Annotated in this window: 18 protein-coding genes; 5 read left to right on the plus strand and 13 right to left on the minus strand. The window is 48.3% G+C overall.

Translation table 11 applies throughout. The annotated features are described in order from the left end of the window. The first annotated feature begins 23 nt into the window (after window positions 1-23). Together PHW04_05015 and PHW04_05020 are read left to right on the plus strand one after the other, a co-directional pair. Window positions 24-1,601 carry a formylglycine-generating enzyme family protein gene (locus PHW04_05015; GenBank protein MDD2715236.1) on the plus strand — a complete coding sequence of 526 codons (1,578 nt, stop codon included), beginning with the start codon at window positions 24-26 and terminating at the stop codon, window positions 1,599-1,601. A gap of 42 nt (window positions 1,602-1,643) precedes the next feature. Continuing rightward, the gene (locus PHW04_05020; GenBank protein ID MDD2715237.1) at window positions 1,644-5,240 is read left to right on the plus strand and encodes a DPP IV N-terminal domain-containing protein; all 3,597 of its coding nucleotides are present in this window, start codon (window positions 1,644-1,646) and stop codon (window positions 5,238-5,240) included. 11 nt (window positions 5,241-5,251) lie between these two features. Here the strand turns inward: PHW04_05020 and PHW04_05025 are convergent, their stop codons facing one another. The 3 genes from PHW04_05025 to PHW04_05035 form a co-directional block, all read right to left on the minus strand. Continuing rightward, the gene (locus PHW04_05025; protein ID MDD2715238.1) at window positions 5,252-7,144 is read right to left on the minus strand and encodes a hypothetical protein; all 1,893 of its coding nucleotides are present in this window, start codon (window positions 7,142-7,144) and stop codon (window positions 5,252-5,254) included. Between the two features lie 141 nt (window positions 7,145-7,285). Then, a complete protein-coding gene (locus PHW04_05030) occupies window positions 7,286-8,755 on the minus strand; it encodes a polysaccharide deacetylase family protein (GenBank protein ID MDD2715239.1) in 1,470 nt (489 codons plus the stop codon). Further along, window positions 8,748-9,788, minus strand: a complete 1,041-nt coding sequence (locus tag PHW04_05035) for a DnaB-like helicase C-terminal domain-containing protein (protein MDD2715240.1) — start codon at window positions 9,786-9,788, stop codon at window positions 8,748-8,750. Before PHW04_05035 ends, PHW04_05030 begins: the two co-directional genes overlap by 8 nt. Window positions 9,789-10,023: 235 nt before the next feature. On the opposite strand from PHW04_05035, the gene PHW04_05040 reads away from it, so the two are divergent. Further along, a complete protein-coding gene (locus tag PHW04_05040) occupies window positions 10,024-10,632 on the plus strand; it encodes a hypothetical protein (GenBank protein ID MDD2715241.1) in 609 nt (202 codons plus the stop codon). On the opposite strand, the gene rdgB is transcribed toward PHW04_05040, so the two are convergent. From rdgB to PHW04_05060, 4 genes are all read right to left on the minus strand, one after another. Then, the gene (rdgB, locus tag PHW04_05045) at window positions 10,633-11,211 is read right to left on the minus strand and encodes an RdgB/HAM1 family non-canonical purine NTP pyrophosphatase (GenBank protein ID MDD2715242.1); all 579 of its coding nucleotides are present in this window, start codon (window positions 11,209-11,211) and stop codon (window positions 10,633-10,635) included. It abuts the gene before it with no gap. Continuing rightward, the gene (gene rph / locus PHW04_05050) at window positions 11,208-11,912 is read right to left on the minus strand and encodes a ribonuclease PH (protein ID MDD2715243.1); all 705 of its coding nucleotides are present in this window, start codon (window positions 11,910-11,912) and stop codon (window positions 11,208-11,210) included. The genes rdgB and rph overlap by 4 nt, the downstream gene beginning before the upstream one ends. A 7-nt stretch (window positions 11,913-11,919) precedes the next feature. After that, window positions 11,920-12,735 carry a glutamate racemase gene (murI, locus tag PHW04_05055; protein ID MDD2715244.1) on the minus strand — a complete coding sequence of 272 codons (816 nt, stop codon included), beginning with the start codon at window positions 12,733-12,735 and terminating at the stop codon, window positions 11,920-11,922. Window positions 12,736-12,810: 75 nt separating this feature from the next. Further along, window positions 12,811-13,740, minus strand: a complete 930-nt coding sequence (locus PHW04_05060; GenBank protein MDD2715245.1) for a glycosyltransferase family 9 protein — start codon at window positions 13,738-13,740, stop codon at window positions 12,811-12,813. Between the two features lie 79 nt (window positions 13,741-13,819). Between PHW04_05060 and PHW04_05065 the strand changes: the two genes are divergently transcribed. Together PHW04_05065 and PHW04_05070 are read left to right on the plus strand one after the other, a co-directional pair. After that, the gene (locus tag PHW04_05065; GenBank protein ID MDD2715246.1) at window positions 13,820-14,863 is read left to right on the plus strand and encodes a hypothetical protein; all 1,044 of its coding nucleotides are present in this window, start codon (window positions 13,820-13,822) and stop codon (window positions 14,861-14,863) included. Between the two features lie 12 nt (window positions 14,864-14,875). Then, the gene (locus PHW04_05070; protein ID MDD2715247.1) at window positions 14,876-16,201 is read left to right on the plus strand and encodes a cyclic 2,3-diphosphoglycerate synthase; all 1,326 of its coding nucleotides are present in this window, start codon (window positions 14,876-14,878) and stop codon (window positions 16,199-16,201) included. Window positions 16,202-16,272: 71 nt separating this feature from the next. Here PHW04_05070 and PHW04_05075 read toward each other — a convergent pair whose 3' ends face one another. Genes PHW04_05075 through PHW04_05100 form a run of 6 tightly spaced genes read right to left on the minus strand, consistent with a single transcriptional unit; the run spans window position 16,273 to window position 23,665 of the window. Beyond that, on the minus strand, window positions 16,273-16,650 hold the full coding sequence (locus tag PHW04_05075) for a VanZ family protein (protein MDD2715248.1): 378 nt from the start codon (window positions 16,648-16,650) through the stop codon (window positions 16,273-16,275). Next, complete coding sequence (locus PHW04_05080) at window positions 16,651-16,908, minus strand: stage V sporulation protein S (protein ID MDD2715249.1); 258 nt, start codon at window positions 16,906-16,908, stop codon at window positions 16,651-16,653. 20 nt (window positions 16,909-16,928) lie between these two features. Beyond that, window positions 16,929-17,912, minus strand: a complete 984-nt coding sequence (locus PHW04_05085) for a radical SAM protein (protein ID MDD2715250.1) — start codon at window positions 17,910-17,912, stop codon at window positions 16,929-16,931. Next, entirely contained in the window at window positions 17,909-18,580 is a 672-nt protein-coding gene (rnc, locus tag PHW04_05090) for a ribonuclease III (protein MDD2715251.1), read from the minus strand. Before rnc ends, PHW04_05085 begins: the two co-directional genes overlap by 4 nt. Further along, complete coding sequence (locus tag PHW04_05095) at window positions 18,573-21,809, minus strand: type I restriction endonuclease subunit R (protein ID MDD2715252.1); 3,237 nt, start codon at window positions 21,807-21,809, stop codon at window positions 18,573-18,575. The genes rnc and PHW04_05095 overlap by 8 nt, the downstream gene beginning before the upstream one ends. Beyond that, window positions 21,806-23,665, minus strand: coding sequence for a putative DNA binding domain-containing protein (locus PHW04_05100; GenBank protein MDD2715253.1), 1,860 nt, complete (start codon window positions 23,663-23,665; stop codon window positions 21,806-21,808). The genes PHW04_05095 and PHW04_05100 overlap by 4 nt, the downstream gene beginning before the upstream one ends. Between the last annotated feature and the right edge of the window lie 94 nt (window positions 23,666-23,759).

Genomic DNA, 23,759 nt, shown 5'->3' on the forward strand with positions numbered 1-23,759 from the left:
TATTTATCATTACCCTATTTACTTTGGCTTCGATCTGTTTTTACGGTTGTGGAGGTGGCGGAAGCGTACTTTCTGATCCTCTCGGATCGAACTCTGCTCCGGCTGAAAAGACCAAAATGCGGGTTGGAGTGCAGTTGTGTTCCGCCAACCACGCGCTCCAGGGCGCAGCGCTTAAAGCAGGCAGCCCTGAAAAGATCTTTTTTATCCTGTGGCAGCTGGTACAAGCTACAGACAGCCAGGAATTGAATGTCCTGGATCCTACAACCAATCTTGATTCCTGTTATGGGAAAAAAATGATACTGGGCGGCTTAGTCGGAACTTTCGGCGGTTATGCGAATTTTGATTACAGCCAGCGGGAAGGCGATCTGACTGTATTGACAGGACAGAGTTATTATCTTTTTTCAGTGGCAACAGACAGTGCCGAGAATCCGATCTACTGCGGATTGAAAGGCCAGATCAACGTATTGCCGGGTGTGATGAACGAAGCAGGGACTCTGGAACTGTATGCCGGCAGCTGCCTGACAACAGATCAGTTAAACGGAGCAGGCATGACTGCAGGCTTCGATCAGACCAAGCTGTTCGGTTGTACCGCGTCCATCATTACCTCATTTCCGACTTTAACCTCGCTTTCGATTGTTCCTTCAGCGATTTCAATGGCTGCAGGCGCGACAAAGAATCTATTGAATATACCTCTGATCGCCGGATACAGTGACCACGGCACACTGGAAGCGAAGAGCAGCAGCTGGTCGATCAAAAACGGAGGCGGAACGCTTGCAAACGGGTATTTTACAGCCCCTGCGAGCGGCAGCGCGATTTTGACCTGCTGCTACTCTGAAAACGGAAACGCGAAAACCGCTGACCTGACTGTGACAGTCCTCTCCGGAGGAGGAGCGAACAACCCGGGCGATCACAAAACAGTCAGCCTGAGCAATGAAGTGTCAATGGAGTTCGTCTGGATACCTGCAGGCACGTTCTATATGGGCAACCCCGATGGAGTTGGTGAAGCTAATGAACATCCCCAGCATCAGGTGACTCTCACCCAGGGTTTCTGGATCGGGAAATATGAGGTGACCCAGGCTCAATGGCAGCAGGTGATGGGAAGCAACCCAAGTTATAGTCAGGGACCTACTCTTCCTGTGGAAAGCGTTTCCTGGACCGGTTGTCAGGAATTCATTACTGCAATCAATCATCTAGGGAAAGGAACCTTTTCACTACCCACAGAAGCGGAATGGGAATATGCCTGCAGGGCAGGCAGCTCCTCCCTGTTTTACTGGGGCGATACTGCTGAAGCCGACTACTGCTGGTATGATGAAAACAGCCAGGACATCACTCATGCCGTGGGAGGCAAGCTTCCCAATGCCTGGGGAGTGTATGACATAATAGGAAATGTCGACGAATGGTGCCAGGACTGGTATGGAGATTACGGAAGTTCAGCTGCAACCGATCCGACTGGACCGGAAAGCGGGAGTTATCGAATTTTAAGAGGCGGCTATTGGGGTTGGGGAAGTTATCACCTGTACAGCGCTTTCCGCTTCAATATCAGTCCTGATTTCAGTGATAACGGCTGCGGATTGCGCTTGCGTCTGCAACCAGGGACCTGAAACTGTTTTATTGGAAGTTTCAATTGATTCTTCGGGATTTCGATGAAAATTAGCAGATTCCTGCCTGTTTTGATTCTGATTGCGGCTCTTTATTCGGGTCTCCATTTTTTCAGAATGCTGATCGCTCCTAAACAAGTGCTGACCCAGGTCAGGGTCAACCTTGAATTCGATAAGTCCAAAAAGGGTGGTTTGAAAAAGAGCGATCTGACTAAAACATATCTCTCATTCTGGCAGCTCACTCCAATTACCGTCGAGGTCAGCGCTGAAATCTTCGACCCGGCAGACCCGGCTCCGAATTATGGGAAAACAATGAGGAACGGCGATTACATGATGTCATTCGGAGGTTTTGCAGCTTTAAACGGGAATCAGGACAGCGCTGAGATTCCAGTTCTTACAGGAAGCGATTATTTCCTGTTCGTGATGTCTTTAGATAAAAAAAATAAACCCGGATTCTGCGGATTGAAAAGCGGAATCAGAGTGCTGCCTGACGCAGTCAATTCCGTGAACATCATGCTCAATCGCAACGAAAGCCTGGCTCTTTCAGAACTCGCAGCAGCCGGCATCGACCATGTTTTTTCCCAGAATCTGGTATTCGGCTCTGCGGTGAAAAAGCTGCCAAAGGAGAAACTGATAAGCCTGCTTGCCTCGCTGCCGGCATCCATCATTCATCCCGGCAACACCATCGATCTGTCCAATTCCAGGATCATCGGAATCTATGAAAACGGCGCTACTATAGAAATCACTACTGTGGACTGGAAAATCAAATCCGGAGGCGGAACCCTTACCGGAAACATCTATACTGCCCCCCAGAAACCCGGAAAAGTAGTTCTGACCATGAATTACCAGGCTCCAGAAAATTATTCCGCAGACCTCGCGCTGACTGTCGCAAGCACTGGTCCGCTCTCTGGAAACTGGCGTCTGGCTTTTGTCACCATCGCTCCCAGTACTGATGAAATTGTGCTTTCCTCAATCGACGGAACACAGTTGACGCAACTTACTGTAAACTGGGACTTCGACAGCTTTCCCTGCTTCTCTCCTGACGGGAACCGCCTGATTTTTCAGAGTAACAGAAATGGCCATCAGCAGATTCTCCGGATGAGCATCGATGGAGGAGATGTTGCTGCATTGACCCAGGGCCAGACAGATGACCTGATCCCTGCCTACTCTCCTGACGGAAGCAGGATCGCCTTTACCAGGCTGGATGGCGGTAAGGGTGAGATTTATCTGATGGATGCGGACGGGGGCAATCAGAGCAACCTCACCCACAATCCTGCTGATGATTATTATCCAAACTTTTCACCGGATGGAAACCAGATCGTCTTTGTCTCGGACCGCGACGGGATCCGCTCTCTTTATTCAATGCAGAAAGACGGCAACTCGGTTCAGCGGCTTACGACTCCAGAAGTATGGGAGGACATCGAACCGCGCTGGTCCCCTACCGGAGATAAAATAATTTTCTCATCTAACAGGGACGGTAATTATGAACTGTATCTCATCAACCGGGACGGATCAAATCCGGTCAGACTTACCGAAAACAGAGCTGATGACACATATCCTGCTTTTTCTCCAGACGGAGGCCTGATCGCCTTCACCAGTGACAGAGACGGCCGCAGCGACATTTTCCTGATGCATTCTGATGGTTCCGGACCGCAGCGCATCACGAACAGCGCGATCGGAGATTATTATGCTGTTTTTGGAACCATCGGTTCTCCCCTGATCTCATCAATCAGCATTGCGAAGACCTCAGAAACTGTTTTTCCCGGCTCCACCCTGGATCTCGGAAGCCTCACTGTCGCCGCGCATTTCGCGGACGGCAGCACCAGGCTTGTGAATGCCGCTTCTTACCTTCTCACAGGCCCCGGCCAGATCAACGGCTCCATTTACTCAGCTCCGCTAATCCAGTGCACAGCGGAAATCACGGTTAATTATCTGACAGGCAGTATCTCCCGCAGTACGATTATTCCTCTTTTTATCAGGCACTCCCCTCAAAAACTCTCCCTGGTTACTCCCAAAACGGTCTTTCCAAATCAATCCATTAGCCTGCCTGCTAACGGCGAAGTCCGCTACGACAGCGGACTCACTGCCGAAGTACCCGTCACCTGGATCCTCAAATCCGAGGGCACACTGACCGGCAATCTGTTCAAAGCGCCGGCCAGACCCGGCAGCGCCAGACTTTCCGCCACCTATTCAGAAAACACCCCTGTCAGCAAAGATTGTACGATTACTGTTTCTTCCCAGCCATTTCATTATCTGAAAGTACTGCTCAACCCGAAAGAAGCGGCAGAAGGCAGGTGGAGCCTGGACAAGGGCCTGACCTGGAAAGAAAGCGGGGAATCGGTAGAGGTTGCAGTTGGCGCAAACTATGAAATCCGCTGCCTGCCGATTACAGGATTCATCGAACCAGGCAGAATCAGAAAAGTCATGAAACGCTCCGATACGACTGAAATAGTCTCATACACTCGTATCAAACACCTTCTGACGATCAACATCGCACCCCCGAAGGCAGGAAAAACAGGCCGCTGGAGCTTGAACGAAGGAACAACCTGGCGCTTGAGCGGTACTTCCGCTGAAGTCTATGAAGGAGCGAGCTTTGAGGTCATTTTCAAGCCGGTCCCGGGATTTACTACGCCTCCCGATTTTTCGGGCATCATGAGTGGGACAGACGAAGCAAGATCAGCTGACTATAGTGGAATTTCCCATATCCTGACCGTGGCCATTGCTCCGGAAGACGCCAGCTGCCTGGGCGCCTGCTGGACACCGGATGGAGGTGCCAATTTCAAAGCGAGCGGAGAAACCATGGAGATACAGGAAGGGACCAGCTACGAAATCCAATTCAAAGCTGTTCCTGGTTACTCTACTCCAATGAACATTCTGGGGATCATGTGCAATTCCGATACCTGCGAATCAGTCACCTATTCCTCAATTTACAGAATCCTGACAGTGAGCATGCTGCCTGATGATGCCGTTTCATCTGACGCTCAGTGGAGCGTAGACGGATCAACCTGGCACAGCAGTGGCGCTACAGTAGAAATAGCCAAAGCTTCAAGCTGCGAAGTGACTTTCAAACCTGTAGCTGGTTTCATCACCCCCAGGGTGGTTGAAGTCCCTGCTTCCCCTGCTGATGTGTCCATAACAGCAGACTACAGTGGAGCATTCCACTCGCTGACTGTCAGTATCACACCTGAAGCAGCGGTCACAAGTGGTGCCTGCTGGAGCTGCGATGGCGGCGAGGGCTGGAATGACAGCGGGGCTTCCATCGAAGTTCAGGAAGGAGCTACTTTGGAAATCAGCTTCTATCCGGTCCCGGATTTTTTAGCCCCTGCGGACATCACTCTTGAGATGGGCAGTACTGACTGCACCGAATCCATTGTCTACCTTCAGCTTACCCACATACTTACAGTGACCATCTCCCCGGCAGAAGCCGTGGCTGTCGGCTGCGGCTGGAGGCTTTCCGGCGAGAACTGGTGGAGGAAAAGCGGGGAAACAGTGGAAATTGCCGAATCAGCTCCCTACACTATCGAATGCATGACCGTGGCAGGCTGGAATACTCCTACACCAATAGCCGGAGTGATGCCTGAATCAGATACCAGCGGAACCGTGATTTATACACCAGCACTGGCAGCACCAATGGGCAGGTAGTATCGCTAAAGCTATTTCCTCTCCCCGATAAAATCCCTGATCAGATAGGAACAATACAGAAAAATTATCAAAAGGTACAAAGCCCAGGAATTCCCAAGAGACCATTTTTTTACCAGATAATCCTTTTCGAATTCCTTTTTGAACTTGTGACTGAAATCAAAATACTGCACTTCACGCCCTGAAAAGAGCCTGGCAAAATACTCCCTGTTGAATCCGATGTTCCTCAATTCATCCGATTTGTGCACGAAAACTTCCACTTCCCAGGAAGCATTGGAATCAGGAAATTCCACAGAAAAATTGTATTTCCCGCTCTTGTCAGTAGTATATTCGGTCTCATACAGGCCGTCTTTCAGGCAGAGGCCGATCACGTCAGGCGAGTCCCCGGCAGCGGCTCCTTTGAGCAGAATCCTCTCGTCAGGCTGATCAGGCTTGATTCCAAGCGTACAAGGCTCACCTGAAATCATCCGTTCTGGGTGGTAAAACTGAAAAGGCTGCTCTTTTTTTCCCATCAGTACCGGCAGGAATTCCTTGAAAAAGAATAAAAAATAATCGTTAGGGCTGAAATTGAAAGGATATCTGGCGATCCTGAAAAGCTCATTCGATAATGCCATTGCAACTTTCCCGTTTTTGTCCCAGTAAATCAGCAGAGGATCGGTGCCGCACTTTAGAATCTGCACACCATTGCCGGGATTGGAAAGCTCGAAGTATCCGGAAAGTTCAGGGAGGTATGAAAGCCAGTTAACGCCGTTTTCCAGGGCAGTCACTGGAAAATAGTAAGAATCAAAATAACTGATCTGGGTCTTATGCGAATTACGGCTGAATGATCTGAAAAAGAACGGGAATCGCTCGTCATTTTTCCAGGAAATGGTTTCTCCATCGCAGATGAAAAATATTCCCTTGCCTTTCAGCATTTCTCCATGCAGGAATGAAACAGTATCGTCAGGGAGAGGAACTCCCAGAAAGACAAAATACAGGCTGTAATCAGGGTCCAGCTTCTTGGCTATATTTTCAGTGTTCGGGGGTTTCCCTTCAGTCAGAAACAAGAACGTTTCCAGGTTGCCAAGCTTGCGCAGGAGGTTCAGGCAGCAGGTGAGATTGTCGCTCAGTGTGCCGATTAGAAGGACTCTGCACTCTGATTTTTCCAGATCAAACTGGCAGGACAAGCGGTTGTTGTCGAGTAGTTCTTCACCGCTAAGGTTCGGAATTTCAACCGACAACTCATACTTACCAGGTTGATCGATAGTGAATTTCCTGGAAAACAGATTCAACCCGGGTTTCAGCGGAAACTCTTCCCTGAACAGTGTTCGCCCGGAAATAAAAACCCTTACTTCGCAGCTCGTGTCCTTGTAGTTGCAGTCACGGATGGCCAGTTCCAGCCTGTTTTCACCGAGACGGAAATCCGGCTCAGTCTCGAATGAAACCGAAATATCCTTGATCTGACGTTCCTCAGGCTGATAGATGAACAGCCTGTATGATCCAGGGACTGTGCTTCTGGAAGCATTATCGAACCCGTCACTGATCAGATAGATTTCATCATATCCCTGGCCGAAATGATTCAGGTTGTCCAGAATCGGACTCTGTTCGCCATCAAAAGTGATTTTTTCTGGAATCACTGTCAGCTCGTTTTTTTTCAGAAATCCGTTAAGTTCCTTCCTGAAAGATTCTCCCCAGTATGACATGGAACGGGAGTTGTCCACCAGCAGAAGGCGCTTGATTTCTTTCTCCCTTGGACTTTTGAATTCAAGTTGCGGGCCAAAAATCAGGAACGAAAGGAGCAGAAAGACTGCCCCGTATTCCCAGCTGAGTTTTTTCCTCTGCAGCAGGGTAAAGAGTGCCGCTGCCGAGATCAGCACCAGCGTGAGCGAGAGAGCATTGAAATTTCCGAATTCCAGGTTCAAGTTCATCACCCCGGGTGATTATATCACAGTACTATAATCAAGTGGATCGTAAGCAGTATCTTTTGCATTAATCTCCAACATAAAAACCTACCAACATACTAACTTACCAACTTCTTGCAGTGATCGAGCGATTATGTAGAACACAGTTTAAAGTCTGCTGGCAAGCTGAGAGGATTCCAGCAGGCGGATTATTCCGGCTCCTGTCTGTGAGATTATACCCGAACCTGCCACTTTTTTCAGGAACTGCTGGTAGACATCCCGATAGTCCTGCCAGCGGAAATCGAACAGACTCGAATTGTGCCAGAGCAGACTGAAAACTCCTCTGTATCTGGTACAGACCAGAAACAGTCTATCCATCTGCAGCTTCGCCTGCTCAGGGTCAAGTGCAAGGTAGTCTTTGAGAGTACCATCCATCACAGTCAGAGGAATTTCCCAGAGAGGCAGCTCACAATTTCTGTCAACATCGTACAGTTTGTATGGATAACATACTGAAGAAGCGAATCCGGGAACCTGTGCACAGCCAACCGAGGCATCATAGGAGAAACCTGCTTGAGTCAGATGTCTGGGAGTTTCCGGGATAATAAAACGGAGATAATGGCTGCGTCCTCCGATCACAGAAGCTTTGCAGGTTGATTCCAGCAAGGCTTTTTCAGCCCGCAGTTTTTTACTCGAATGGATACTCTGCTCTGAAAAATGCAGTCCCACTTCCCTGCCGTTCCGCTCAAGATAATGGGCAAGTCGGGCTAGACTGTCCGGGCCATAGCAAACATTAGAGGAGAACGGCCTGTCGATTCCGAAAAAGTAAAAGCTCGATTCCAGGTGCAGCTCACGCTCGATTTCCAAAAGCTGACTGAAGCAGTAAAATGGATCCCCGATTTTCCCTGACTTGACCCTGTAAAATTCAGTGAACAACCTGATCAAATCTGAAAATCTCAATGAAAAAATGTCCGCTCCGATCCGCCTCAACAGATATTTCCAGCAGTATTTCCTGATCACGTCCACATCGTGCGATAAAAAAAATACCGGTTTATCTCCAAGCGGATAAGGAAAACTGAAAGACGGGTCTATTTTGCTGAGATAGTAGCGTAGAACTTCCAGGTATTCATTGACCAGCGGACGCCGGAGAGAACAGGTGCGGAAAGCAAAAGATCGCCGGTAATCATATCTTCCGGATTCGTCAGATACAGGGTCAATTCTCTGTTCATAACCGGAGAGGAAAAAAAAGATCGAGGCCACAAAATCCAGGTTTGTGGAAAGCTGCTTCCCGTTAAAACGAAGATAGGGTGGTTCAGTGCCGCCAATGTATGGAACTATCAGCTCGTTTTCGCAGGTAATGAGTATGATTTCATTCGATTCCCATAAACAAGGCAGCTCAGGGGCACCCTTTTTCCCGAATATTCCATTGTCCCAGAAATTGGAAGCGTTGATTGTAATCTGAAAACCTTCCACACTTTTGTCAGACCCGTAATAAAAATTCAATCCGTCCGGATCAGGATTCAAGGCAAAGTTCGGTTTCAGTCCAAGCCAGTTTGAAATATGAGTAAGCGCATAGCGGATGCCAGGTGTTTCCTGAAGCTTATCTTCGATCACAATGTTGAGCAGAGGTCTTTCAGACATCTACCTTGTCGTCCTTCTGCAACTGCTTCTCCAGCAGCTGCCGGTCCTTGCGATGAGCTTTTTCCTTGTGATACACGATATTCCCAATCATCTGGCTGTAATTCTCGTTTTCCTGGTCAACGCATTCGCGGTATAGGGAAAGCGAAGCGAAATAACGGTAGAACAGCCTCCCCATGAAAAAACTCATCTTATTCTTGATGATGTTAAGTTCTGAAATCGGAACCATGATATCACGCCCGGACCAGTCCCATTCCAGAAAGGGAGTCTCGAAATTCACCATGTAATCGCAGTAAAGTGACATCACCACATAAGGTATGGAAAGAATTTCGGGAATTTCCAGCAGGTCTCTTCGTTCAGGGCGGCGGAGTTCGGCGTTGCTGGAAAGGCCGTATGTGATCAGGATTCCACAGCCGTATCTGCCGGACAGCTTTTTCAGTTCCAGCATCACACGTCTGTAAGTGTCGAGAAACCTCTCCTCTTCTTTTTCCGGTTTGATTTTGAAGAGCGGATCTATGATCACGAAGAGCTTTTCCACTCCGGCCTTGCGCTCTGCAATCAGAACATCCTCCAGCTCCCTGGTGGAGAATTCCTCCTCGTCGATCACAGTGATGCGTTCCTTCAATGAACTGACTTTGGAGATAGCCTTTATCCTCAACTCGTCCAGTTCCTCATCCACCGGAAATGGATGCAGCACATAGTCCACTGGTAGTTCTCCCGCCTGAGCCACGAATTTGGCAGTGATGTCGATAGCCTTCTGATCGAGCGAAAGATAGATGATGCGAAGGTCTTCAGACTCGTTTTTCATGCACATCTGCCAGCAGAGCTGGGTGACAAAGGTTGTCTTGCCCATGGAAGATCCGCCTGCCAGCAGGTATAGTTCATCCTGGAATCCGTCTGTGGCATTGTTTAATATAGTGAATCCAGTATCAAATCCCAGAAATTTCCGTTTTTTCAGCAGGAGCTTCTCTCCCCTGTCCTTCATTTTCAACACCTGTTCGCGCAGATCTTTGTCACTGTATGATTTTTTTTTCAAGTCACTCTCCAGATTATGTTTGCTCCATTTTATCAGTAAACAGGTCATAATTGGAATCTGCAGAATGAATTCGGAGCGGGTTTTTTATGTCTTTTTTCTTGACAAATGAGAGCAAAGACTTTATTATCCATGAATGGCTAGGGTGGATTTTCTTAGAGCCAGGCCTTTTTTAGCCATATACTGGCAGGAATGCATCCCGAAATAACTATTTAAAAGAAGATAATAAGGAGGATTCATGAGACAAGGGCTCTCAATCAGGAGTGAAATCGAGGGCATCGTCAGTTTTTACTCCCTCAAGCTTTCACCAGCCCGCAAAGTCCTTCTTCCCAATGCCTGGATTTTCGTGTATCCGGAAGACATTGCCGCAGATGAGATATTCCAGGTGGAATTCAAGGATCCTTTCCTCAAATTCAGACCCCTGAAATCCAGACCCGGCGCCTGGGTGCTGGTGGAAAACGGTTTCCCGATCGAAATCCAGGATGAAATAGCCGCAATCTACGTAGAAAATTCCGGAACCGTGAAGATCACTCCCACCAAAATAGCCATCCTGGGCAAGGATGGAAAAGTAGCTGAAGAATATCATTCAGAAGGATTCGAATTGACTGTGACAAATGGCCAGAATGTCAAGGTCAAAGAAAAGATCGCTCATATTCTCTCACCAGTGGAAGGAATCATCAGGATCGAACTTGACCACGATAAGCGTGCCACTAAAATTCTGGTGCAGCCTGGAGAGGCTTATCAGCTGCCCGAAGAATTCACTGTCAAGGTAAGGGACGCTCAACCTGTAAAGGAAGGCGTACTGCTGGGATTCGGCTACATCGAAGACACCAAAGAAACGGAATAATCAAATCCTGCTCGCGAGATCCATGAAAGCCAGATATCTGTGCGAGATAGAATTCTTTTCTGCATCAGTCAGTTCCGCAAGAGTCTTTTGATATCCATCAGGCAGAAAGACAGGATCATAACCGAATCCGTTAGATCCGGCCTGTTTTGAGCTGATCCTGCCTGGCAGCCTGCCTCGTCCCAGGATTTCGCGGCCATCAGGATCGCAAAGCAGAGAAACTGTTTCGAAATAAGCGCCGCGCTCGATGATCCCGGAAAGCTTTAACAGCAACAAATGGACATTTTCCTGATAGGTGGCATTCAATCCGGCGAATCGCGAACTGTATACCCCGGGTTCTCCGCCCAGCGAAGACACAAACAGGCCTGTGTCATCCGAGATCACAGGTAACCTGATCCGTTTAACCCAGAACAAAGCTTTTTCCCTGGCGTTTTCCTCCAGAGTCTGCCCGGTTTCCGGAGCTTCCAGATCTGAAAATTCAGGGTAATCCCAGCAAGTCTGGAATTCATATTTCTTTTTTTGAAAAATGGCTGCAATTTCAGCTATTTTATGCCTGTTTTTGGTAGCAAGGAAGATTGTCATGCCAGGACTTTCTTCTGGAGACTGATGATTTTTTTAATGCCTCTGCGGGCCAGGACCAGCAGGCTTTTTAACTCGGCTTCCGAAAATGGATTATGTTCGGCAGTTCCCTGCAGCTCAACGAATCTGCCTGATTCGGTCAGCACCACATTCATGTCCACTTCAGCCTTTGAGTCAAGGTCATAATCCAGGTCGAGGTGCAGTTCACCTCCTACAATCCCTACAGAAACCGCAGCGAGATACTCTCTCACAGGATTTTGCTTGAGCTTTCCAGACTCGAGAAGTTTAGCGACAGCATCGCTGAGTGCTACAAACCCTCCGCAGATCGCGGCGGTCCTGGTACCCCCATCAGCCTGGATCACGTCGCAGTCGATGATGATGGTGCGTTCACCGAGCTTTTTCATGTCAATCACGGCCCTGAGAGACCTTCCGATCAAGCGTTGAATCTCCACGCATCTGCCGTCCTGTTTGCCTGTGGAAGTGGTACGCTGGCTCCTGATCTGGCCTGAGCGCGGCAGCATGGCATATTCGGCAGTGACCCAGCCTCTGCCAGAGTCTTTCATGAAAGGAGGAACTTTATCTTCCACGGATGCAGTGCAGAGCACTTTAGTGTTTCCGAATTCCACAAGTACCGATCCCTCTGCATAACACGTATAATTCCTGGTGAATCTGATGTTTCTCAACTTGCGGATGCGCTCAGACATTTTTACCTCAAATAATTGAATTTCTGATGATATTGATCTTGGGAATCGAAAAGCCCAGGAATTTTCGGGATATTTTCTGGAAATTGGCCTGCTTGTCTGTCAGGTAAAATTCATCTGAACTGGAAAGTATCCTGCTGCGCGCACCACCCAGCACTTCCGCCACTTTCATCGCCACCGCCCTCCCTGAATTGATGACCCTGGTGGAATTCCCGAAATAATCCCCGATTTCATGTTCGATCAGAGGATAATGGGTGCAGCCCAGGATCAGTGAATCCGGTTTTCTTCGCCTGAGTGCTGCCAGATAATGGTCAAGTGTCGCTGGCAGCAGCACGGTTTCTTCAAGCCCTTCCTCAATCAGGGGAACAAACAGAGGGCAAGGCTGCCCGTATATTCTGGCTGCCGGCAGTTTCTGAGATAGAAGAGTCTGGTAAGCCCTGCTTTTAATGGCGCGGGTGGTTCCTATCACTGCCACGCGAGACTGTCCGGGTAGTCCGGCCACCAGTTCAACTCCCGCCTGTACGACACCCACCACCGGAAAACGGAAGGCTTCCTGCAGATCGTCCAGGGCGATGGCCGAGACGGTGTTGCAGGCCACCACCAGGAGTTTAATTCCTTTCCTGGCCAGAAAATAGGAAATTTCGAAGGCATAGCGCTTGATCGTGTCAGCAGACTTGTTGCCGTAAGGTACCCTGGCGGTATCGCCAAAATAGATGAATTTTTCACCGGGAAGTATCTTTTTCAACTCACGGTAAACAGTCAAGCCGCCCAGTCCTGAGTCGAAAACTCCGATCGGATGGTTTTCACAGTTGATTGTTTTTGCCATGATCACAATTTTAAGTCATACCTTCGAATTTGGCAAGGGCAAGCAGGGTAAGTAGGGGTGCAGCATGCTGCACCCCTACTTGCCCACCATCTCTAATGCAATCTCAGCAATTTCCCCGGGATCAGTGTTTTTAAGACACCAGAAATCCTTGTCGCAGGAAGTCGTGAGGCAGATTTTACAGAGTGATTGATTCTTGTAGTATGAATTTTTCATGCCGTAAGGCGCATAACGCTCCGGGAGAGAAGGTCCGAAAATCCCCAGTGTGAGAGTGCCTACTGCCACAGAAAGATGCATGGGACCGGAATCATTGGAAATATATAACCGGCATAGTTTCAGTACTTCCGCCAGTTCACGCAGATTAAGCTCTCCACTCAGGTCGCAGACATCAGGCATTGCTCTGAGCCTTTTTTTTAATCCTGTCACCAGAAAAATCACTTCAGGAAGCCTGTCTTTCAAGATCCTGATCAACTCCTCCCATTTTTCCGGCTCCCATCTTTTGCGGTCCCAGTTAGCGTCCGGATTCAAGCCGATGAAGCTGGAATTGGGCTCGATCCCCCTTGATTTCAATATCCTGTGTACAGAAAGCAGGTCGGCTTCTGTCGTGACCGTGAAAAAACCCGGGAACTGCTTAACATGCTCTTTTCTCAGGATGCTGAAATATTCGTGAACCGCATGCCCCCGCGCTTTCCTGAAACGGTAATATCTCCGTCTTGTATCGAGCAGAAAAGGAAAGGCGGTCTTCCTGAGATCAACCACCGCATAGTATCTGAACTCTCGGAGCCGATCGTAAAGCGACATTTTCCCACGAAAGCCCCTGAAATTTTCAGGAAAATAAAGATTGCCGATCAGCGGGTATTTTTCGATCAAGTTGCTGGCTCCTTCTCCGACTATCACATCCCAGATGGAATGGGGAATTTTCTCCTGAAAAAATCTGAGTACAGGAGTGCTGAGAATAAAATCGCCGACATTGGTAGGCAGCAGGAACAAAATCCGCTTTCTGGCCATCATCATATTATACAGTGAGAAATATCATTTCACACCAGTTATTGAAATCTGATTCGAGTTCAGATAGAATAAAAAAACCATGGATTTCTCAATCTTTAACACTCTAACCCCTGACAAGGGTTCTTATCTTCGTGATGAGTCAGGAAAAAAATATCAGGATCTGACTTCTGGAGGAGGACTTTTTCCCCTTGGATACGATGGAGTCTCGATCACCGGAGATTTTCCACCTGCAGCTTCAGAAAAAGAATTAGATAGACTTTCTGCAAGGATTTCCTCAAAGCTACAGAATAAATACAGATTCATCTTTTTCCAGGACAAGTCCACTGCCTTATCTGTGCTGTCAGAGTTCCTCTCAAGCAGAACCGATGCAGTGTATTGCTGCGAACCAAGTCTACTCAAGCTTTTTCCCGGTTCGAGATTTTACTATCCCTGGACTTGCGAATCATGCAGCCTTAGACCAGACACCTGCGGAGCTTTCTGCACTACCCGGCTGGACCAGGAACTGGATTTCCTTAAAATCGACAGAACCAGATTTACCTTGATGGCATCCTTCTTAAGGGATTTTCCGGTTGCACAGCTGCCGGACACTTATGCGAAGTATCTCTCCGGTAAAAAATCCCTGCTCATTTTTGATGAAGCTGATTTTTTCCAGCAGACCGGAACACTATTTTCATTTGAAAATGGACCTTTCCCTGACCTGATCATGGGCGGTGAATCCTGGGGCAACGGTTTACCGTTTTATTTTCTTGGCATCGGGTCCCATCTCAAGTCCGACTGTCTGATCTCAGTTCCTGTCTCTCCGCAGATCATCAGGCGCGTTGAGCAGAATCTGGAAATCGCATCCCAGCAAGACCTTGAACATAAAATCGTTTTCTTTTCTCATAAGCTGAATCTGCTGCGGGACTGTGCCATTACAGGGTTGTATTCAAGCGGCCTGTTTGCCCTGCTGGTGATGGACAGGGAAAAGCAGGAAAAAGTGCTGGATAAATGCAGAAATTATGGTCTGATAGTTGCCATTGACCATTTCGGCAGAGGGATCCGCCTGTCTCCGATGCTCACTTCCAGTGAGGAAGAAATTGCCCAGGGTATTGATATTTTGAGAGAAATATTCAGTAAAATTTAAAGGAGGAACTGCATGGCTAAAAAACGAGAAAAAGTAATCATCATGGGGGCTGCGGGAAGGGATTTCCACAATTTCAACACCTATTTCCGGGATAACGAGGAATATGAAGTGGTAGCCTTTACAGCCACCCAGATTCCTGACATTGAAGGCCGGGTCTACCCCAAACAACTGGCTGGAAAACTCTATCCCAAAGGTATTCCGATCCAGCCCGAAGAGAAGCTCGTGGAACTGATCAAAAAGCACAACGCTGATCAGGTGGTTTTTTCTTACAGCGATGTGACTCATGAATATGTAATGCACCGCGCCAGCATCGTAACAGCCGCCGGCGCTGATTTCCGCATACTCGGACCGATGCATACCATGATCCAATCCAAGAAACCGGTAATCTCGATCTGCGCAATCCGTACCGGCTGCGGAAAGAGCCAGACAACCAGGGCTGTCTGCCAGTACTTTCTAGATCGGGGTAAAAAAGTTGTGGCGATCAGGCACCCGATGCCCTATGGGGACCTCAACGCCCAGCGCTGCCAGCGCTTCGCCTCTCTCAAGGATCTGGACAAACACAAGTGCACAATTGAAGAACGCGAGGAATACGAACCGCACATCATGCGTGGAGTAGTAGTTTACGCAGGCGTGGATTACGAGGACATCATCAGATCAGCCGAGAAAGAGGCTGATGTGATCATCTGGGACGGCGGAAACAATGATTTTTCCTTTTATAAAGCCGACATGGAAATCGTGGTGGTAGATCCGCACAGACCTGGCCACGAGCTGAAATATTATCCAGGGGAAACCAATTTCCGCAGGGCTGATGTGATAGTGATCAACAAGATCGACAGTGCAGATTCTCTGAACATCGAACTGGTGCGCAACCATATCATGGAGATCAATCCCAAGGCAGTCGTGATCGACGCAGCTTCTCCGATCTTTGTAGAGCACTACGAAAAAGTCAAGGGAAAAAGAGTACTGGTGATCGAGGACGGTCCCACACTCACACACGGCGAAATGAAGTATGGCGCAGGTATCATAGCTGCCCGTAAATTCGGAGCCGCCGAAATAGTGGACCCCAGACCTTTCACAGTCGGCTCCATCACTGATACCTTCAAGAAATACCCCGGCATCGGTACCCTTCTGCCGGCCATGGGTTACGGCAGCAAGCAGATCAAGGATCTGGAGGCCACCATCAACAAAGTCAAGTGCGATCTGGTCATTTCCGCCACCCCGATCGACATCACCAGACTGGTCAAAGTCAACAAACCCATGCTGACTGTGACGTATGAGCTTGAGGAAATCGGATTCCCGAAACTCAAGGATGTACTCTGCAAGGTGAAAGTGAAGTAAATTTTCCTAACAGACAATCAAAAAGCCCGGCCAAAGTGCCGGGCTTTTTTTATGGATAATCATTCTACCTGTCACCGTAGATAAGGTCTACTGAAGAAAAACAGGAATTGTCCGGCTCTTGCTCCGGCCCAAGAACCAATCGCGTCGGCTATAAAATCCAGCCAGCCGGATTCCCTGCCCGGAACGAAATGCTGGTGGATTTCATCAAACCCTCCATACAGGGAAGCAATCAAAAAAGCAGTCAGCAGAGGCTTGCGCTCAAGACCGGAGATGGTCAGACTCCGGAAAAGCAGGAATCCGAGCCCGGAATATTCGATGAAGTGCAACAGCTTGTCTTCGCCGGGAAAAATTGAAAGAGCAGGATTCAACCTGGTCCGTCCGGACAGGTAAAACATCACACACAGATAAAAAAATGTTAGCGCCCACCAGGCGCAGGTGATCCTGCGCATTCAGGGTCTGACTATGAATCTCATGGCGGTTTTTTCGACTTCGGAAACTTCCACTTTGGCAAAAGCGATAATCGTAATCAGGTCTATGCCTTTCGGCGCCATATATCCCCTGGCAATAGCGATTGATTTAACTGCCTGATTTACTGCACCTGCCCCAATGGCAAGCAATTCAGTCTCCCCGTTTTTTTCGATGACAGCTGCAATTGCTCCAGCAACCGATTTCGGATTGGACTTGGCGCTGATTTTAAGTGTCTCCATAAAGCGTTACCTTCCTTGTCTTAGTGCGTATGAAGCTTCAGTATGCCTCGTGGCTGTTTCATGTCGGCTATATATTGTAACTGAAAATTGTAATTATGGAAAATTGTCAAATAGTTCGAGCGCCTGTAGCCCAGAAAATACTGTATATCTGCTGGATTAACGATAAATGTACCGCCGACCTTTTTCCTGAGGAATCTTTGGATCCGTCGCAGAAAGTAATGCGTGCGGCAGAGTTCACCGAAGGACGGATGATGAGGCCCTGCGATAACACCGGCAGACAATCCGGGTTCATCTTTCAGGCCGAGACGGATGATTCTGATGCCCGTAATTTTCTCCAGCTCAAGATACGGCTGACAGGACAGTATAGCCTGCTTCAGCGAAAGGGGTGTAAATCCTCCCTTCTGATAAATATCCTCCAGTTCAGTCCCTTTAAGAACCAGTAAAGGATAGATCCTCAGAAAATCAGGATTCAGGTTCTTAAGACTCGAAAGATTCAGCCTGTGGGTGCGGCGGGTTTCTGCGGGCAGGCCGATCATCAGCTGAACTCCTACTCTGGTCCTGCGTCTGCGCAGATTTTCGACGACTCCGGGTAAAATTTCCGCTGAATAACCCCTCCCGATTTTCCCGAGCACCTGATCGTCAAAGGATTGAACCCCGAGTTCCACAGTGCTGACAGGAAATCTGAAAACCAGTTCCAGTATTTTTTCGGACAGCTCATCCGGCCTGGTGGAAAATCTGATGCCGCGGAAAGAAGTTCCTTTGAAAAATTCCGTGACTGTCCCGAGCATTCCATTGATCAGCTCTTCTGGCAGAGCGGTGAAAGTTCCTCCATAAAAAGCGAATTCGAATTCTCCGGCTGGAATCGCAACTGAGCAAAGAAATGCTTTCAGCTGTGGAATAATATCCGGAATCTGCAGCCCGGTCCCGGTGATCAGGCGCTGGTTGCAGTAAATACAGGAATGCCGGCAGCCGAGTTCAGGCAGAAAAAATGGAATGATCTTCATGGCTTTCGTTTCAGGTATCTGAGTGCTGCAATCTGTTCAGCCATCTTCTTGGTGCGCCCTCTTCCCCTGGTCTGTTCGATTCCATCAAGCAGCAGCCTGATTTCAAAGACAGGGGCCGAAGGCGAACCTGAGGAAGCCACGAGCTGATAAACCGGAAGTTCCCTGCCTGCCTTCTGGATCTCCTGCTGCAGGAGATTCTTGTAATTCTGATGGGTATGCAGAGAAGCGAAAAGAGGCTGCCAGAAGCGCATCACCATTTCCCGGGCTGCTTCGTAACCGCCGTCCAGATAAACCCCGCCCAGCAGAGCTTCGATCGCGCTCGCCAGGCAGCGCTTGCGTACCACTTCCTGGTCCTGAAATTCCGCTCCGGCAAGCAGATGCTCCTCAAGCTTCAGTTTCAAGGCCAGTTTGTAAAGAGCCCTTCCTGACACGAGCTGGGAGCGCAGGAGAGACAGTTTGCCTTCACTCTCCCCTGGAAAGCTCTGAAAAAGCCAGAAGGAAATCACCAGTCCCAGTACTGAATCTCCGAGGAACTCAAGCCTCTCATTGGAGGTATTGTCCGGATGCTGGTGCAGATAAGAGGAATGAGTCAGGGCTTCCAGAAGATTCTGCTTGTCCTCGAAAGTATAGCAGAGCTTTTGCTCAAGTTTAGTCAGTTTCTCATCCATTGTCCCCTTCTACCCAATGATCCGCCATCACCTCAGCCTGCTTCATCACTGTCACCACAGCCTTCTGCTGTTTGTCCGGCGGATACCCATGTTTATTTAACGTCCGCTTCACAATGACCATGAGCTTAGCCCTTGCACTTTCCTTGATTGTCCAGTCAATCGTTGAATTCTTGCGGACCTTATCAGCTATTTCCCGGGCAATTGTTTTCAGTATCTCATCTCCAAGGATCTTCACAGCGCTGTCATTGGTCTCCAGTGCTGAATAGAATGCGAATTCATCCTTGGTCAATTTCAACTGTTCTGCCATGCCGTCCATGTTACGGATGGCCCTGGCAATAGCTATCAGCTCTTCGATAATCTGCACAGTGGTCAACAGGTTGTTCTGGTACTTTTTGATGGTAGCTTCAAGCATATCTAAGAGGTTCTTTCCTTCAGTGAGATTGAACTTGAGCCTGGCTTTGATTTCATTGTTGAGGATCTTTTTCAGCAGTTCCAGGCCCAGGTTCTTGAGCTTCATGTTCTTTACTTCCTGCAGGAATTCCTCTGAAAGCAAAGAGATGTCAGGCTTCTTGATCCCAGCTGCATCGAAGATGTCTACAACTTCAGTTGACTCAACTGCCTGGTTCACGATCTGCCGTATAGCCGTATCATAATTTCTTCTTCCATCTCCTTCACCATCACCTTCAAACTTCAGCAACCGAGCTCTGACAGATTGGAAGAAGGCAATCTCATCCGACAGTTCCAATGCATCTTCATGCGGCATTGACAGAGCAAACAGCTTTGACAGAGCTGTTGATTCATTAATGAAACGGTCCTTGCCCTGTTCCTGAGCGAGTATGAATTCCTCTGCTTGCAGAATTAAGGAGAGGCGTTCAGAAGTACCCACCTTGAAAAAGCGCATATAATCAAATCCATGAAACATCTGACGGACGATTTCTATCTTTTCCAACAGTAGCGCAAGCGCCCTGGCCTGTGTTTCTGCAGGATCACCCTTGCCGCCTGATTTGGAATAGAAGGCAAGAGCTTCTTTCAACGCATTGCCGATGCCGATGTAGTCAACTACAAGTCCACCCGGCTTATCCAGAAAGACACGGTTTACCCTGGCAATCGCCTGCATCAGGGTGTGCTTTTTCATCAGTTTGTCAATATAGAGTGTATGCAGGCAGGGAACATCAAAGCCTGTCAGCCACATATCACGCACTATGACTATTTTGAGAGGGTCTTGTGGATCTTTCATCCGGTCTGATAGTGTGCGGCGATCATTTTTACTTGTCCTGTGACAGGCAGGGATCACCAGGCTGTCAGGATCTTCAGGGTCATATTCCATCTTATCTGAAGATGAAGAAGTCATGACTACTTTCAGGTTTCCGGCCTTCAAATCATCACTGTGCCAGTTTGTCCGCAAGGCTATGATTTCATCATACAGTGCAACAGCTATACGACGGCTCATAGCTACGATCATAGCCTTGCCGTCAAAGACTGAGGATCTTTTTTCATAGTGAGCGATTATATCTTTGGCCAGATTCTTCAATCTCAGGGGATGGCCAACAATGGCTTCCAACTTGGTCCATTTGATTTTAGCCTGCTGGGTTTCAGTTGCACCGTCATCCAGCATTTCCTTTTCAAACTCCTCTATCAGCCTCCTGCCGTCTTCAGTCAGATTGACTTTGGCCAGTCTGCTTTCATAGTAGATTTTGACCGTCGCTCCATCTGCCACTGACTGCGCAATATCATAGATATCAATATAGTCGCCAAACACTGCCGGTGTGTTGATGTCAGTGCTTTCAACGGGTGTGCCAGTAAAGCCGATAAAGGTTGCATTCGGAATGGCGTCTCTCAGGTACTTGGCGAAGCCATAGGCCAGTCTCTTTCCACTCAGTTTGCCTTCCCCGTCTTTGATGTCGAGAAGCTTGGCTTTAAATCCATACTGTGTGCGATGCGCTTCATCGGCGATCACAATGATGTTTCTGCGTTCGGATAAAAGATCATAAGTTGAGCTTTCATTTTCCGGGAAAAACTTCTGAATGGTTGTGAACACGATTCCACCGGAAGCCACTTTGAGCAGAGCCTTCAGATGTTCGCGTGAGTCAGCCTGCACAGGAGACTGTCCGAGCAGGCTCTTGGATGCGGCAAAGGTATCAAAAAGCTGCTGGTCCAGATCATTCCTGTCTGTTATTACCACTATTGTCGGATTATCCAGATTATGGATCAGCTTCCCGGCATAGAAGACCATGGAAAGACTTTTGCCTGATCCCTGAGTGTGCCAGACAACGCCAGCTTTGCGGTTTCCTTTTTCCTCGACTGCAAGTCTGGTGCTGTCCACTGCTTTGTTCACAGCGTGATATTGATGATATGCTGCGATCTTCTTCACTGTCTCGATCTGAGTCAGCCCGGTTTTGGGATCAATTTTCTTGTCCTTTTCAAACACAATGAAATTCCTGATCAGGTCCAGCAGTGTTGCTTTGTTCAGCATGCCCTTAATCAGTACTTCGAGCTGGCTGACATGGGGTGATGATTCCTTTTTCCCGTCAATGGTTTTCCAGGCCTGAAATCTGCTGAATGCAGATGAGATAGTCCCTGCCTTTGCGTCCAGCCCATCAGATATAATGCAGCAGACATTAAAGAAGAAAAGCGAAGGAATGACTTTCTTGTAGGTCTGGATCTGGTCAAAGGCTTTCCGGATAGTAGCATGTTCGTCAGCAGGATTCTTGAGTTCTACTACAACGAGAGGCAGGCCATTGACGAACAAGATCACATCAGGCCGCTTATTCTGGTTATTCTCGCGGACAGTGAACTGGTTGATGGCATGGAATTCATTGTTCTCAGGATTCTGAAAATCCACCAGCCACACTCTTTCCCCTCGATCCTGCCCGTCTTTCCGGACAGTGACAGGTACACCTTCAGCCAGCATCTCATGGAATGTTTCATTGGCATTGATGAGCTGGGGAGAAAAAACTGAAAGCACTGCTTTAATGGCTTCCTGCCTGGCTGATTCAGGCAGCTCGGAGTTCAGCTTATTCACAACTCGTTCCAGCACATCACGCAATACGACAACTTCGTAATTGGTTCTCTTCTCCAATCCGCTATTAAATGCGAATTCTGTTTCCAGATATCCGTGTATATATTCCACAAAAGGAGCAATGGCAGGGCCTGGGACATAGGTATATTTAAGCTTTTCCAGCTCCTCGATTGCCAGTACTTCGATTTCGGATTCGGTGAAGGCGGTCATGGTTGCTCTCTCTTGGTTAACGCGGAACAGTATCTCTGTTTCGGGCTAGTAGGTTTTTCCGGTATAGTCAGCTTCAAAAGCCCACGATCCACAAGAGGTGTTAATACTTTTTTCCGAAAATGTTCCCGATCTTTAAGTTTTAAATAGTCCTGAATTTCATCCCTGGTTCTCGGGATTTTACAGAACTCAAGTATATTTTCCGTTCGCTCATCTTGCGGGGTAGCTTGCGGGGTGGCTTGCGGGGTAGCTTGCGGGGTGGCTTCATAAGCAGCTTTGGAGGTAGCAGTGTCAGAGGAAGAGTACGAAGTATGTTTTGTTGATGTCATGGTGTCTTGAAACAAACTTGCCTGCTCTACGGTTGGCATTCCGGGCAGTCGATAAACGCTTCCCCTTGTTTCTCCCTCCTTTACAAGCATATCGGACTGCACAAGACGGGACAGCGCAATGGAAATATCCTTGGGATGTTCAGTTGAAATCTCCTTTATCCTTGCGTGCCGGACCAGACCCTCAATAGCCGCGGTTATTAAGATAATCCGCTCCAGTTCCGGTAGGGCTTTGAACTTTTTCCCAAAAAGGCCGTCGAGCATGTTTACGGTTTCCGCCGGTATCAAGCTCAACATGCTAAGAACGAGGGCTGTGGTTTCGAATTTTTCGTCTTCCAGAAGCAACGGTTTCCGCCAGTGCTGTTCATTCCAGTTTAAGTAAATCTTGGGAAGTCCGGAGCCTGCATAGTCTCCAAAGCCGATATACCTGAATATATTCTGAATATGCTTATTCCGGCAGTCGCTTATTCCGCCGTGAACCGCCTGTTCAATGGGAATCCGCATCAACCCCGGATTCCTGAAACCAAATACATCCGGTCGTTTCACAACCAGGACCGAAACTCGGCCCGAATAATCGGCATGAATTAGAGTGTTGGTCAGCGCTTCGCGGATCGCTTCATGCACAGGTGTATCGTCGATGCGCATGCCGTTACTGAGTTTGAAAGGAACCTTCAGGTCGGAAACCAGTTTCCGGTAGGCCTTTTGAAAAAAGTCATACAGGTTTCCCGACCAGGTGCTGTCCGGCACCACCCTGTCCGTCCAGCGGGAGCTTCCTTTTTGAGTATACCATTCCTGATAATCGACAAAATAATTGGGAAACTTCTCCCTGATTGTTTCGAACCTGCCGAACATGAGAAGTCCGGCGATTCTAATACTTTTTTCCCCAGTTGCACGGTCTTCTCCCATTGCCCCGATACGAAGCAAAAAATCCTCTGTCTGCAGATTAAGCCAGGGGCTGTCTGGTTTGACGGCGGAAAATCGATTACGGTAAGCGGAAATGGTCTCCATGTCGAGGTCTTTAAGCCCGAAATGCTCAAGCAGCGCTTCGTCCCGGGAATCTTCCAGGCTTTCGGCAATCATTCTTTTCACTTCTTCGTCGGTAGCCCTGTAATCTCCCTCATGGCGGCGTAAAAATGTATGACCAAAAGGATTAGGCCCAAGGTGTATGGGTCTATCCTGCCGTCGTGCGCGTGGAATAGTAATTTGGATGACATTCAGTCCGTCAACAGTGATTGCCTTAACATTGGAATCGCTGAATATATTCCGGTTAACTTTTGATTTTGAGTGAAGCGTATCCCAGAGAGACTTTGTTACCTTTTCCGGATCTCTGATCCCTACAACGTGAAACGATCCTTGCGGTTTTTCTTCAATGCCAAGATACACTTCCCCGCCATTAGCATTGGCCATGGCCGAATAAGTTTCCCAGAAGCTGACAGGAACTTCTCCATTCCCATCGCGTCCTTGAGCAGCTTTGCATTCAAGAGTAACGGATTCGGCGAGGGAGATGATATCTTGCAGATTGAATTCGTTCATTATTTCACCAATATTTTATGGAGTTCAATATCTGTCTGTCTTTATCCAAGTACTTCCTCATCCTTTGTAAAGTAACGTTACAGTTGCTTGGCAG

Source organism: Candidatus Wallbacteria bacterium (assembly GCA_028687545.1).
GTDB lineage: Bacteria > Muiribacteriota > JAQTZZ01 > JAQTZZ01 > JAQTZZ01 > JAQTZZ01.